This window comes from Pontibacter kalidii, from assembly GCF_026278245.1.
Lineage (GTDB): Bacteria > Bacteroidota > Bacteroidia > Cytophagales > Hymenobacteraceae > Pontibacter > Pontibacter kalidii.
In genome coordinates this window covers 3,165,293-3,179,992 of the sequence record NZ_CP111079.1, presented here as the reverse complement: position 1 = coordinate 3,179,992, position 14,700 = coordinate 3,165,293, and the positions used below count along the sequence as shown (strand labels likewise).

Below are 14,700 nucleotides of genomic sequence, written 5' to 3'. Positions count from 1 at the left end.
ATGAAAGATTTAGAAAAACTAGAGTATGAATTGCTGAGTCCCTCCGATAAGCTGCTGCAAGATATGGCCAAGATCAAGGGGGACATTCTACTGCTGGGCATTGGCGGGAAGATGGGGCCAAGTATGGGCAAGCTTGCCAAACGTGCAGTGGAGGAAGCCGGCTTGAACAAACGCATCATTGGCGTTTCCAGGTTCTCGGACGGCGGCCTGCGAGACGAGTTGGAGAGCCACGGCATCGAAACGATTGCAGCCGATCTGCTCAATGAGGATGAGCTGAGGAAGCTACCGGAGGTGGAGAACGTGCTTTATCTGGCGGGCAACAAGTTCGGCACCACCGGCAAGGAAGCCTTTACCTGGGCCATGAACGCCTACCTGCCCGGGCGGGTGGCGGAGAAGTATAGCGCCTCGAACATTGTGGCCTTCTCTACTGGTAACGTGTACCCGCTTGTCCCGGTAACCTCAGGCGGCTTGTCAGAAGAATACCCCGCATCCCCGGTAGGGGAGTATGGCCAGTCTTGCCTCGGCAGGGAACGCATCTTCCAGTACTTCTCGCAAAAGAACAATACCCCTACACTCATTTACCGCCTTAACTACGCCGTTGACTTTCGATATGGCGTGATACTGGAGATTGCCAAGGCCGTGTACGAGGGCCGTGAAATAGACCTACGGACAGGCAACGTGAATGTGATCTGGCAAGGCGACGCCAACGAGATCGCGCTGCGCTCGCTTTTGCACTGCGAGTCCCCGGCTAAAATACTTAATGTGAGTGGCCCCGAGACCCTATCGGTACAATGGGTGGCGGAGCAGTTCGGTCAGCTTTTCGACAAAGAGCCAAAGTTCATGCATGAAGCACAGCCGACCGCCTTGTTGAGCAATGCCTCGGAGGCACATAAACTGTTTGGCTACCCGCGGGTGACCATCCGCGAGATCATCGACATTACCGCGCTATGGTTAACAGAAGGTGGCTCTACCTTTGGCAAAGCGACACATTTTCAGGAAAGAGAAGGGAAGTTTTAATGGCACAGATACTAGATTCAAAACTCAAAGCATTGTTACATGAGGGCACGGTGATTCCAGCGCACCCGCTGGCCCTGAACGCGGATCGAAAACTGGATGAGCGGATGCAGCGCCAGCTGACCCGCTACTACATGGCCAGTGGTGCCGGTGGCGTGGCGGTAGGTGTGCACTCCACGCAGTTCGAGATACGGGATCCACAGATCAACCTCTATGAAACAGTACTACAGCTGGCCGCCGAGGAGGTGGAGAAGGCAAAGTTGGACCGCCCGTTCATCAAGGTGGCCGGTATCTGCGGCCCTACAGCGCAGGCCACAAAAGAAGCTGAAATAGCTTTAAAGTATGGCTATGACATCGGTTTGCTGAGTATGGGCGGTTTGCAAGGCTGGTCAGAAGCGCAGATCCTGGAGCGCGTGCGGGAAGTGGCCCGCATCATGCCCGTGTTTGGGTTTTACCTGCAGCCATCGGTGGGAGGCCGCATTTTTAGCTACGACTTTTGGCTCCAGTTTGCCGAAATCGACAACGTGGAAGCCATCAAAGTAGCCTCCTTCAACCGCTACCAAACCCTGGATGTCATGCGGGCTGTCTGCCACTCCTCGAGAAGAGACGAGATAGCCATGTATACCGGCAACGACGATAACATCATTCCAGACCTGCTGACGGCCTACCGCTTTACCATCAACGGACAAGCCGTGGAGAAAGAGCTTGTGGGTGGTTTGCTGGGGCACTGGGCAGTCTGGACGAGCAAAGCAGTGGAACTGCTGGAGGAGATCAAAGCTTACCGTCAGGATAAAACGGCGGAAGCGGCGGATGCGCTCTTAACCAAAGGCACTGAGGTAACCGATGTGAATGCGGCCATGTTTGATCCGGCGCACGCTTTCCATGGCTGCATTCCGGGCATCCATGAAATATTGCGAAGGCAAGGACTGCTGGAGGGACGCTGGTGCCTTAATCCGAAAGAAGATCTCTCCGAAGGACAGATGGAAGAGATCGATAGGGTCTATGCAGCCTACCCTCACCTGAACGATGACGAATTTGTAAAAGTCTTTTTGAAGAAGGAAAATATCCTGGTATGATGCGCAAGTTAACATATGCTGCGCTGCTCTGGCTGGGAATAGCTTGCCTTTCCCCCGGCTGGGCGCAGACCGCTTCCGGTAAGTATAAAAACCTTGGGCCGCAGGTGTATGCCTCGCTTATCCAGGGGAGTGTTTTTGCCGATGACGCTGCTGGGAAGAGCTATGCCTATACTGTAGTAAGAGGCAGGCCGGCCCATTTTGTTGGCTATAGCCTGGACCCGCTTAAGTTAGTGGTGGATGCAGCGCTCCCTGAAACGGATGGCTCCTGGGATGTGGAGGTATCGACGGATGGAATCGTGTACATCGCAGCCGCCAACGGGGTGCTGTTCCAACATGTGCCGGGCACCGACGCGGTCACAAGCCTGGGCATAGTGCTGCCCGGTGAAAAAGTGATCTGGGACCTGGCTGCCGGCAAAGACGGGGAGATCTTCGGGGGGACTTACCCCGGTTGCCGTGTGTTTCGCTACCACCCAAAAGATGGCTTCAGCGATGTGGGCCGCGGCCCGTTGGTAGAGGACGAGAACTACGTGAGGAGCGTAACCTATCACCGGGAAACCGGAAAAATATACGCAGGCATTGCCTCGCACTCGGCCATGGTGGAACTGGACCCGAAGACAGGCGAGAAAAAGCAGCTTCTTCCTGATCAGGACAGAGACCAGGAGGCCATCTACCACATCAACTTAGTGCATGGCCTGAAAGGTGGCGATAGAGTGTTTGGCTGGCTCACAGGACCAACCGAACGGGTAACTACCATCTATAACCTAAAGACCAGAAAGTTTGAGGCCTATATGCCTACCATGGATGTAAAGTCCATCATCAAAGCACCTAAAGGCTCTAAAGTATACTATACGGCAGGCAAAAAGCTCTACGAGATCGACTACGCCGCAAAAGTGCCGGAGCCGAAAGAACTGGCCAGTACAGAAGGGGAAACCAAAACAGTGCGCTGGGGCAAAAACGGGATGCTATACTTGCTGACGGGAAGCAAACACATCCATACCTTTAACCCGAAAACCGGCCATCTTACGACCGAGAAAGTAGATATCCCAGGCCAGCCGATTGATATTCAATCTATCGGAATAGGGCCTGACGGATTGGTTTGGTCGGGCGGGTACCTGGCGGGTGGACATGCCACCTACAACCCCAAAACCGGAGAGAACAGGCAGTTGCCGGGTTTAGACCAGACAGAGGGGCTGGCAAATCTGGGCACTGAAATATACTTTGGAATCTATGCCAAGGCACGGCTTTATGCCTATGACACCCAAAAGCCCTGGGATTTGAAGCAAAACAACCCCAGGCTGCTGGGGCAGATCAAGGGGCAGGACCGACCGTTTGCCGTGCTGGGTTTGGAGAAACTGAACAAGGTGCTATTCGGCACCGTGCCAGGGTATGGACAATTGGGCGGTGCCCTGGTAGCGTATGACGTAGCTGCCGATAAACTGGAAACCATCACGAACCTTATTCCGGATCAGTCGATTGTGAGCCTGGTAGAAGCAGGAGACTTGGTGATTGGGGGAACTTCCATCTTCGGAGGGCTTGGCGGGAAACCAACCCAAGCCGAGGCCAAAGTCTTTGGGTGGGACCCCGTCCGGAAACAGAAAACGTTCGAGCTGGTGCCGGTGCCCGGCGCGATGGCCATCACCGGTTTGATGAAAGGGCCGGATGGCCATATCTGGGGCTTTGCCGATGGAGACTTATTTGTGCTTGATGTTGCCAAATGCAGTGTCATCTCCACGCACCGGCTGTTTGAGATTCATACCCGACCTTCCCACATCTGGCGCAGCGCTTTTATGATGACACATCCTTCGGGAGTGGTGTATGCCTCTGTCAATGGCAGGTTTTTAAAGATCGACCCTCACACCATGCAGATGACGCAGCTAGAAGAAAATGTAGGGATGCCGGTCATGGATGAGCAGGGTAAGTTATACTTCAAAAGAGGGATGGACCTGTGGCTGTATGAGCCGGAGGCTACTGTAGAGTAAGCCCAGAACCACCTGTAAAGTGCCTGGAAATTAAGTTTAAACCAAAATACATCTTACCGTGAGAGGAAACACCAACCGCCGTTTGTTCCTGAAGTCTGCTACCTTGGCCGGTCTGGGCATGGGGTTGAGCTTGTCGCCTTTGGCTGCGCTGGCCCAGGATGCCAAACCCAAAAAAGGCAAAAGAATAGGCATTATCGGATTGGATACGTCGCATAGTATTGCTTTCACCAAAACGTTCAACGCGCCTGATGCAGGTCCGGAATATGGCGGCTACAAGGTAGTGGCGGCCTACCCGCACGGCAGCAAAGACATTCAGGAAAGTGTGCAGCGGATTCCGGAATACACGGAAGAAATACAGAAGTATGGCGTCAAGATCGTAGACTCGATCAAGCGCCTGCTGTCCGACGTGGATGTGGTGCTGCTGGAGACAAACGATGGGCGGCTGCACCTGGAGCAGGCCCTGCAGGTCATCAAGGCGAAAAAAACGCTTTTCATCGACAAGCCCATGACGGCTTCCCTCAGCGACGCAATCGCCATTTTTGCGGCTGCCGAGAAAGCGAATGTGCCCGTATTCTCTTCCTCGTCACTACGTTTTATGGCCAATGTGCAGGAGGTGATCAACGGGAAGTATGGAAAAGTATACGGCGCTGATACCTACAGCCCGGCCACGCTGGAGAGCACGCACCCGGACCTCTACTGGTATGGTATCCATGGTGTGGAAACACTGTTCTCCGTCATGGGCAAAGGATGCAAAAGTGTTACCCGGTATTACACGGAAGGAGCGGATGTAGTGGTCGGCACCTGGGAGGATAACCGGGTGGGCACTTTCCGGGGACTCCGGGCTGGCAGAACCGACTTTGGTGGTAGTTGCTTTGCCGAGAAGGGCATTGTGTCGTTGGGACCCTTCACAGGATATAACCCCATGCTGGTAGAGATAGCCAAATTTTTTGATACAGGTAAACCACCGGTAAGCCCTGCCGAGACATTGGAGATCCTTGCGTTTATGGGTGCCGCGGATGAAAGCAAAAAGCAGGGAGGTGCTCTGGTGACGCTGGAGGAAATGTTCAAAAAGGCTGGGGCCACCAAGTCCTAAAAAGTATAAAAGTACAGTAACTCTCATGGCAAATTCCACCAGCATTGCCAATGCCCAAAACTTCTAAACCAGTTTTTAAAGCCCACTGTATGATTCAGCTAAAGTATATCGTCCTATTGCTTCTTTTTGCCGCCATGCCGGAAACTGCCGTTTCGCAGCATGTTATACTTAACAAAGGCGTGCCTGGTAACAACACCCGGGATCTGCTGAAGCGGATAGAACAGGACGTGTTAGCTGAGCGACCGGATCTGGTTATTCTTATGGTTGGCACAAACGACATGGTGAACTCTCATAAGCTGGTGGATTATCAGGAATACCGGAGGAATTACCAGAACATCGTCGAGCAGCTAAGGGGACAGGGGGCTGAGATCATAGTGCTGGCCCCGCCTCCGGTGGATGCGGAATATCTATTTGAGCGGCACGACCGAAGCCTGTACAAAGTGGACCCGAATACCAGGATCGAAACTGCCGGAGAGATTGTGAAAGCACTGGCTGCTGAAAATAAAGTACATTTTATAGACCTGAACACCCCTTTTAAAGTTGCTGGATCACCAAGCCGGGAGGAACATTCCCTCATTATCAATGAGCAGAACCTTGGCAAAAGAGACGGCATTCACCCTACACGAGAAGGCTATCAGATGATGGCGAAAATAATTCATACTTACCTGCAGGCAAACGGGCTTTTAGAAGACGATCAGAAGATCATATGCTTTGGGGATAGTATGACTTATGGCAGTTATATGACAGGCGCAGGCACCGCAGAGGGCGACACTTACCCAGCCGTCCTGAAGACGCTTGTTTTGCGCAGCGAATAAAGGGCAACCTGTTATTTGAACAGGTCAAATAGCCTTCAAAGTACCGGCATACCGTGGTTAGTCTTGTGAAAGACGATCAGGATAAAGTATAACGCACAGTTCTTAATACGAAATAGATCATGGAGCCATGCTTCTATACTTATAGAAGCATGGCTTGTCAGGTACCTGTGATAAGGCCATTTTAAGGGCTTTGTCACAGGTAAAGTACCAAGACTTAGGAAGTTGGAGTTTGTGTGATGTAAGGGCAACGAGGTAGTCGTTTTCTATTCCTGAGGCATTGTGGATCATTTTTTTTCTGATAAAAACGAACACTTATAAAGCCTGAATATGAAAAAAAGATGTACCCATCGATGGCGAAGGGGGTTTGCCATCCTATTGCTGTGTTTCTCTGCCTCTGCTACTTACAGCCGGGATACAGAAACCCTACTGTCCCCAGACGTTATACTTCCGGAATGGGTGATGACCGGAAAAGTTGTTTCTGCAAATGGGGAGGCCCTGCCGGGCGTGACCGTGGTGCTGAAGGGCACTTCCCTGGGCACCACCACCGATGCGGGAGGTAACTATTCCTTGAGTATTCCGGATAAGCCGGGCACGCTGGTTTTCTCCTTCATCGGGATGGTGACTCAGGAGGTGCCTGTCAATGGTCCCGGAACCATTAATGTGACCCTGGCCGACGACGCCAAAGCTCTGGAGGAAGTGGTGGTGATTGGCTATGGCACGGTGAAGAAAAGCTCTGTAACGGCGGCTGTTACCAAAGTCGAAAACAACAAGCTGGATCAGATTCCGGCAGGGCGGCCTGAAGCGGCGCTGGCAGGTAGGCTGGCCGGTGTGAACATTACCCAGAACCGAAGTATACCGGGCGCAGCCCCGATCATCCGCGTGCGCGGCGCAGGTTCCATCAGTGCGGGTAACGATCCGCTGGTGGTGATAGACGGATTCCCGGGTGGCAACCTGGAGAGTATCAACATGAACGATGTGGAGTCGATTGAAGTGCTGAAGGATGCTTCTTCGGCGGCCATCTACGGCTCCAGGGGTGCGGGTGGCGTGGTGATCGTGACCACCAAAAAAGGAAGGTCGGGCAAGCCGAAGCTCAATTTCAATGCCTACAGCGGCTTTTCCAAGGCCATGGGGCACGACGACTGGATAAGCGGCCAGGAGTACTATGACTACGTAGTGCGTTACCAGAACCGTGAATTTGTGTGGGCTGGCGGAGACCCTTCCATCCCGGTATGGGGCGATGACCGCCGTCCGGCACAGTACCAGGTGAACCCGGCCATCAAGGAGAACAACATCAACTGGCAGGACGAGGTGTTGCGCACAGCGCCCATGCAGAACTATAACCTCTCGGTGAGCGGCGGCACGGACAACGTGAAGTACTACGTATCCGGAGGCTACAAGAATGAGCAGGGCACCTTGCTCAATACCTGGTATAAAAACTACTCGGTGCGAGCCAACGTGGATGTAAAGGTGAACTCGGCCGTGAACGTGGGCTTTAACCTTAACCCAAGCTTCTCCAACCGCCGTTACTCTCCGCTGGATATTAACCCGCTGGTAAAATACCCGCCATTTGTGGCCCTGCAAAATCCGGACGGCACCTACCCGAAGGCACGTGATTACTGGGGCGTGGTGGTAACGGGCGGTGTGAACCCCATGGCTATCCTGAACGGCTCTTCTTATTATTCTTCTACCATGAATAACATCGGGGAGGCCTATGTGGGCCTGAAGCTGCTGGAAGGGCTGAACTTTAAGTCATCGGTTGGCACCAACATCTCTTACAACACCGCCGAGACTTTCCAGGCTTCCTTCGCTTCGAACGCCGGGGTTTCCTCGGGCTCCTCAGCCGATGCAAGGAACATCAACCTGGTGAATGAGAACGTGCTCAGCTACGACAAAACCTTTAAGGATATACACTCGCTGAATGGTATAGCAGGAGCCTCCTACCAGAAGTATACGAACCGCTTTGCCACGATCGGGGCAGTAGCGGGTAGCTATAATAACGACATCATTGAGACGCTGAACAATGCCATCGTGAACGCTGGTGCCACCAGCACCTCCAAGTCACAGTGGGGGCTGGTGTCTTACTTCACCCGCCTGCAGTATGGCTACAAAGACAAATACCTGTTCTCCGGCTCGATCAGAACAGATGGCAGCTCGCGCTTTGGCCCGAACAACAAGTGGGGTTATTTCCCGTCGGCTTCGGTTGCCTGGAGAGTTTCGGAGGAGAACTTCATGGATGCCATTCCTGCCATCAGCAACCTGAAGCTACGCGCCAGCTACGGTGCCACCGGTAACTTCAACATCGGTGATTTTGACTACCTGGGCCGCGTGGGCAGCGTGAGTTACTCTCCTAACAACCAGTTGGCCAAAGGGCAGGCACAGGTATCATTCGGCAACCCGGAACTGAAGTGGGAAAAGACCAACAGCTACGATGTAGGCGTGGAGCTGGGCCTGTTCGACAACCGCCTTAACGTGGTGGTGGACTACTATGACAAACGCACCACAGACCTTTTATACTTTGTAGGTATCCCGGCCATCACCGGTTTCAGCGACGCGATCTCTAACATTGGCGAGATCAAAAACCACGGTTTTGAGGTGGAGCTCAGTACTAAAAACCTGGTAGGCGCCTTTACATGGGAGACAGACTTTAACTTGGCCCGCAACAAAAACGAGGTGGTGAGCCTGGGCGGCGTGGAGGAAAGAATCTTTACCGATACCTATGGCATGAGCTGGATCCTCAAAGTTGGCGAGCCGATGTTCTCCTACTATGGCTACAGAGCCATCGGGGTGTTGCAGAACGCCGAAGACGTGGCCAACTCGCCTGTCAGAGCGGGTTCTAAGCCTGGTAACACGAAGTTTGCGGATGTAGACGGGGACGGTGAAATCACCCCGGAGGACAGGGTTATACTTGGCAACTTCCAACCCAAGCTGATCATGGGTATGGTGAACAACTTCGCCTGGAAAAACTTTGACCTGAGCATTGCCATGCAAGCCTCGCTGGGGGCCAAAATGTATAACTTCGAGAACGAGTACTACCAGGGTGCCCTGGCCGGGGCCATGCGCCGCTCGCTGGTGGAAACGCAGTGGTGGTCGGAGGCCGAGCCGGGAGATGGTAAAATGCCCGCCAGTGCGCTCAGCATGCTCACTTACCAGACCGCGGCCGACGTGTATATCGAGGACGCCTCTTTCCTGACCATCCGCAACCTGAACCTGGGCTATACGCTGCCCAACTCCATCACGGATAAGCTGCGCATGGACAACCTCCGCCTTTATACTTCGGTGAGCAACCTGTTGATGCTGACCAAGAAGGGCTTCCACGGCTATAACCCGGAGGGCTTTACTGCTGGCGAGATCGGCGGGGTAAACAGCCGCCCCGGTTTTAACAACGGCTCTGAGCCGGTTAACCGTGTTGTGACGTTTGGTGTGAACCTGAGTTTTTAAATTCTTCTAGAAGCGAAATGAAAAGAACAATTTATACTTCGATAGGCACCCTGTGCCTGGCCCTGACTCTGAGCAGTTGCCACGACGAGCTGCTGGAAATGACGCCCCCTTCGGCGCTGACGGAGGTGAACGCCTTCAACAAGGCCAAAGATCTGGATCTGGCCATGCTGGGTGTGTACAACCGCCTGCAGGTCCGCAAGCCCAACGATTACCTGATCCTGGAAATGCCCAGCGATAATTTATATATGTCGAACAACACGGCGGTGGCAGGGGCAAACGAAGCGGATCTGCTGGCCTTTACGCCTGATAACCCGCAGGTGGCTAACTACTGGGAAAACTCCTACAATGGCATCTTCCGGGCTAACGCTGTGCTTGGCAACATCGACAAGCCATTGGATTATGCCAACGGGCAGAAAGACCAACTCATCGGGGAGGCCAAGTTCATGCGGGCCCTGTTCTACTTTGACCTGGTGCGGGCCTTTGGGGGCGTGCCAAAGATCACGGCAACCATCGCCAAGATTGAGGAGTCCAGAACGATCGGCAGAGCCTCAGAGAGCGAGATATATGACCTGATTGAGGAAGACCTGAAAGAGGCGATCACCAAGCTGCCTTTACAGGCCAACATCGCCAAGGGACGGGCCAGCAAGGCGGCAGCGGTAGCGCTACTGGCCAAAGTATACGTTTACCAGAAAGACTGGAATAACGCTAAAACTTACCTGGAGCAGTTCCTCAGCGAGTTCCCCGGGTACGGTCTGGTGAACGACTTCGCCTCGCTCTGGAAATTGGAAACCGAGGACAACCGGGAGGTGATCTTTAGCATCCGGTATGTGGATGGCACGAACGGCCATACGTTGTCCACAGCCTTTATCCCGAACAGCGGTGCTATTGGCGTGGTGTCACGCGGCAACGAGGTGGCACTGCCTTCCTGGAGCCTGCACAAGCAGTACCAGGAGGGGGACACCCGTAAGGCAGCTATCATAAATGAGTTCTGGACACCGCCTTCTACTCCGAATAACCCGCCTATCTGGTATCCTTATGTAAATAAGTATGCGGTACCCCATACGTATGGTTCTTCCGGGTTGGATTTGCCGGTGATTCGTTTTGCCGATGTGGTATTGCTCTACGCCGAAACGCTTTACGAGCTGGGGCAGCCAGATCAGGCGCTGGCGCAACTGAACAGGGTGCGGGAGCGGGCGTTTGGAAGTGCGGCCAGTAACTATACCTTGGCGGATATTTCGAGCAAAGAGGCTTTCTATGATAAACTCTTGCTGGAGCGCCAACTGGAGTTTGCCTATGAGAATGAGCGCTGGTTCGATTTGGTACGCACGGGTAGGTACATGAGCCTTACCCGGGAGGAAAGAGGGTTTAACAACAATACGCAAACGGCCCTGGCTGTAAGCCTGACCCCGAAAGAGCATTTGAGGTATTTCCCGATCCCACAGCGCCAGATTGATCAGTCAGCGCCGGGCGTCCTGACGCAGAATCCGGGGTACTAGTTAATCAATGTTAGCTTTAGTGTGAGAGTGGATTCCTGCCCTGGTGGCGTAGTCTGCAGGGCTACCTCCGGGGCAGGAATTTTTCAAACAGCGCCCGGGCAATCCGAAGTATAAACATACTTGAACAGCCGTATTTCCTGCCTGGGTAAGTATAACATCCACCGAAATGGTATAAACATGAAGAAACAGATCCTCTTATACAGCATAGGGCTTGTATTCTGCAGCTTCCCGGGCTGGGGACAGGTAGAGCAAACGGCTCATACGGCCACGGAGCCCCGGGGAAGGGATAGCGCCCAACACAAAGAGGCAGCAGTAAAAGCTAGTCCTGGAGCCGGAAAGTTTACGGACCTGGGGCCCCAGGTGGGTGCTGCCGCCATTCAGGGAAGCGTGTTTGCCAAAGACGACCAGGGACGGGAAATGGCTTATACCGTGGTGCGCGGGGAGCCGGCACACCTGCTGGGCTACGACGTGCAGACCAATGAGCTGGTGGTGGACCTGCCACTCGAAAAAACGGATGGCGTTTGGGACCTGGCTGTCGCCTCGGACGGTTGGTTGTATGTGCCGAGCGCCAGCGGTTACCTGTTCAAACACCGCCCCGGTACCCAGCAAATAGAGAATCTGGGATACACCCTGCCTGGCGAAACCTACCTTTGGGACTTGGCTGCCGGGAAGGACGGAGAGATTTTTGGAGCAACCTATCCGGGCTGCCGGGTTTTTCGCTACCACCCCAAGGATGGCTTCAGCGATGTAGGAAAGGGACCATTGGTGGAGGGTGAGAAGTATGTGCGAAGTCTCGTGTACCATGAAAAGACCGGAAAGCTCTACGCCGGTGTAGGGTCGCATGCCCACCTGGTTGAGCTGGATCCTAAAACCGGGGAGAAGATCGAGTTTCTGCCCCAAGAATTCAAAGATCATGAGTTTGTGTACAACATGAGCCTGCTGCCCGGCGTGAAAGGGGGCGATAGGCTGCTGGCGTTGATCACCAGTGGAGGGGAAAACAAGAGTCTGGTCATCAACCTGAAGACTAAAAAGGTAGAGCAGGTGCTGGGCAATCTGGATGTGCGCTCTGCCTCGCTTTCGCCGGATAAAAAGCAGGTGTATTATACTTCCAAAGGCAAGCTGTACACCCTTAACCCGACCAAACCAGCAGAGCAGGCAAAAGAAGTCATGGCCACGGCCGGTGCCATTACCATGAACTGGTCCAAGGGGCAGGAGCTGTCGATGATCACCTCGGGAAAGGAAGTTGTCAGGTACCACCCTGCCACAGGAAAGTCTTCGGTCACCAAGTTTGAGGTGCCGGAGCTGCCTATTCCGATCCAGTCTATTTTGAGCGGGCCGGATGGCCGTATCTGGACTGCTGGCTATGTGGCTGGTGGGCACGGGGTATTTGATCCGGCTACGGGTAAAACGCAAACGCTAAAGGGCCTGCACCAAACCGAGGGAATGGCCGTACAGGGCTCCCGGATCTACTTTGGAGTGTACCCGCACGGGCGGCTGTATGTGTATGACACGCAAAAGCCATGGGATATGGCCCAGCAAAATCCCCGGCTGATTCAGCAGGTCCAAGGGCAGAGCCGGCCTTTCGCTATTGCCAGCGCGGAGAGCAAAGGAACCATGTTCTTTGGCATGGTGCCGGAGTATGGCTTGCTGGGCGGCTCCCTGCTGGAGTATAATCCCGAGACCGATAAACTTACGGATCACAAAGCGGTGATGGAGAACCAGTCGATCGTAGCGCTTTGTAACAAAGAGAACTTACTTTTCGGCGGCACTTCGGTGTGGGGAGGCATCGGGGCGCACCCGACCGAGCAGGAAGGAAAGCTCTTTATCTGGGACACTGCAACCGGCAAGAAGGTATTGGAGACCGTGCCCGTGCCAGGGGCCAAGGCGGTTACCTGCCTCAAAATAGCCCCGGATGGTAAGCTGTGGGGCGTGGCGGGGGGAACCCTGTTTACCTATAGCATTGAAGAGAAAAAGGTGCTGACTAGGCACGAGTTATACTTCATCAGCGAGGAGAGGGCCAACAATTTTGTCTGGCGCGACGCTTTCCTGGTGATGCACCCGAACGGCAAGGTGTACGGCACGGCCAATGACGAACTGTTTGTGGTAGATCCTGAGACGATGGACATTCAAAAGCTGGAACAGAATGCTTCCTTGCTGACGCTAGGGAAAGATAACAAGCTCTACTTTAGAAGAGGAACGCACCTGTGGAGCTATGAACCTTGATCAACTTCCGGCGAACAACCTATAAGAAACCCGCTATCGTGAAGCTCATCAAAAGTAAACCCTGCATATGAAGTATGCAGGGTTTACTTTTCTACCAAGTATGATGCAAGTATAAAGTATGGTGCAAGCCTTAAGCCAGATCGAGCAAGCGGTTACGAGCCAGAAGGCACGCACCGATGACCCCGGCCCGGTTGCCTAGCTTGGAAAGCTTGAAAGTAGTGTCGTTGTTGACAAGGCTCAGGGAGCACCTGTTCACAGCGCTCTTGATGGGGAGCCTGATGTATTCTCCGGTGGCAGCTAAACTGCCTCCTATCACCACTAGCTCGGGGTTAAACACATTGATTAGCCCGGCCACAATCCGACCTATTTTCTCCCCTACCTGGGCAATGAGTTCAATGGCCAGTACGTCGTCGTTGTGTGCCGCCTCAATGATATCCTCTAACGTAATCTCGTCTATATGTTGCTTATCCCGCATCACCAGGGTAGAGGAGCCTTCGGCTACTTTCTCTTTAAACATCCGCACAAGCGCCCTGCCGGATGCTTCCGTTTCGAGGCAGCCTTTTTTACCGCAGTGGCAGAGAATCTCGTTATCATAGACAGGCATGTGGCCAAACTCCCCGGAGTACCCGGACTTTCCATAGTATAACTGTCCGTTCATGATGATGCCTGAGCCCAATCCGTGGTCGAGGTTGAGGAACAAGACATGCTTTAAGCCGCCGTCCACCCCTGCGCAGAACTCCCCGTAGGCCATCGCCCTGGAGTCATTCTCCAGGAACACGCGGATGCCCACCTGCGACTCAATGATCTTGCTCAGAGGATCTTCATAAAAATGGAAGAAGCTGTAGCTGTACCCGGTGGTATAGTTAATTCTGCCCGAAAGGTTGATGCCGATGCCCAGGATCTTAGACTTTGGGATAGGCAGATCCTTGATAAACGTGTTGATGATGCGGCACAATTCCATTAAAGACTCTTCACTATTGTTAAGCCTGTAAGGGTAATGCTCCTCGATCTTAACAATATTCTTCTGAAGGTCCGTCAGGCCAATGTTGATGGAATGGGTTTTGACGTCGATCCCTAAGAAGAAGCCCGAGTCGGGGGCAAGGCCATACAGGTTGGGCTTTCTGCCGCCAGTGGAGTCTATCTTGCCATAGTCCTGCACCAAGCCATCGATGATCAATTCATTCACCAGGTTGGTAACCTTGGGAGCGCTCAGATTAAACTCCTTGCACAGCTCGGCAATGGTCGCGTTGCCAACATTGGCAAAATAGGAAATGATGCTCTTCTTCTGGTAGACGTTCTTATACGCTACGCCTGTTATGTGTTCTCCCCCTAATTCTTCCAGGAAAGACTTTCGTATGTTGCTCATTATTTGCCTGTGATGTCTAAAAGCCTATGATCTGATGTTTAGCCACATGTTTTAAATATGCTCCCCATGTTATTATCATAATTTAAATCTGGGTAGGTACTTAAATATTTTTTTTATTAAGATAGTGATTTTGTTTAAAAAAGATATATTTTGTATGAAATAAATAACACGAAAATAATCAGAGGAATTCAATGCATAGG

At 53.1% G+C, this 14,700-nt stretch carries 9 protein-coding genes; 8 read left to right on the top strand and 1 reads right to left on the bottom strand.

Annotated elements, in window-relative coordinates; genetic code table 11:
- From OH144_RS13260 to OH144_RS13225, 8 genes are all read left to right on the top strand, one after another.
- On the top strand, positions 1-1,017 hold the full coding sequence (locus tag OH144_RS13260; protein WP_266202728.1) for an NAD-dependent epimerase/dehydratase family protein: 1,017 nt from the start codon (positions 1-3) through the stop codon (positions 1,015-1,017).
- On the top strand, positions 1,017-2,090 hold the full coding sequence (locus OH144_RS13255; protein ID WP_266202727.1) for a dihydrodipicolinate synthase family protein: 1,074 nt from the start codon (positions 1,017-1,019) through the stop codon (positions 2,088-2,090). Before OH144_RS13260 ends, OH144_RS13255 begins: the two co-directional genes overlap by 1 nt.
- Positions 2,087-4,069, top strand: a complete 1,983-nt coding sequence (locus tag OH144_RS13250) for a ligand-binding sensor domain-containing protein (RefSeq protein ID WP_266202726.1) — start codon at positions 2,087-2,089, stop codon at positions 4,067-4,069. The genes OH144_RS13255 and OH144_RS13250 overlap by 4 nt, the downstream gene beginning before the upstream one ends.
- A gap of 118 nt (positions 4,070-4,187) precedes the next feature.
- Positions 4,188-5,162 carry a Gfo/Idh/MocA family protein gene (locus OH144_RS13245; RefSeq protein WP_266206340.1) on the top strand — a complete coding sequence of 325 codons (975 nt, stop codon included), beginning with the start codon at positions 4,188-4,190 and terminating at the stop codon, positions 5,160-5,162.
- Positions 5,163-5,251: 89 nt separating this feature from the next.
- On the top strand, positions 5,252-5,977 hold the full coding sequence (locus OH144_RS13240; RefSeq protein ID WP_266202725.1) for an SGNH/GDSL hydrolase family protein: 726 nt from the start codon (positions 5,252-5,254) through the stop codon (positions 5,975-5,977).
- A 459-nt stretch (positions 5,978-6,436) separates the two neighbouring features.
- A complete protein-coding gene (locus OH144_RS13235; protein WP_266202724.1) occupies positions 6,437-9,415 on the top strand; it encodes a SusC/RagA family TonB-linked outer membrane protein in 2,979 nt (992 codons plus the stop codon).
- 17 nt (positions 9,416-9,432) lie between these two features.
- Positions 9,433-10,911, top strand: a complete 1,479-nt coding sequence (locus OH144_RS13230) for a RagB/SusD family nutrient uptake outer membrane protein (RefSeq protein WP_266202723.1) — start codon at positions 9,433-9,435, stop codon at positions 10,909-10,911.
- 177 nt (positions 10,912-11,088) lie between these two features.
- Entirely contained in the window at positions 11,089-13,134 is a 2,046-nt protein-coding gene (locus OH144_RS13225) for a ligand-binding sensor domain-containing protein (RefSeq protein WP_266202722.1), read from the top strand.
- A 130-nt stretch (positions 13,135-13,264) separates the two neighbouring features.
- Here OH144_RS13225 and OH144_RS13220 read toward each other — a convergent pair whose 3' ends face one another.
- Positions 13,265-14,500, bottom strand: coding sequence for an ROK family transcriptional regulator (locus OH144_RS13220; RefSeq protein ID WP_266202721.1), 1,236 nt, complete (start codon positions 14,498-14,500; stop codon positions 13,265-13,267).
- Between the last annotated feature and the right edge of the window lie 200 nt (positions 14,501-14,700).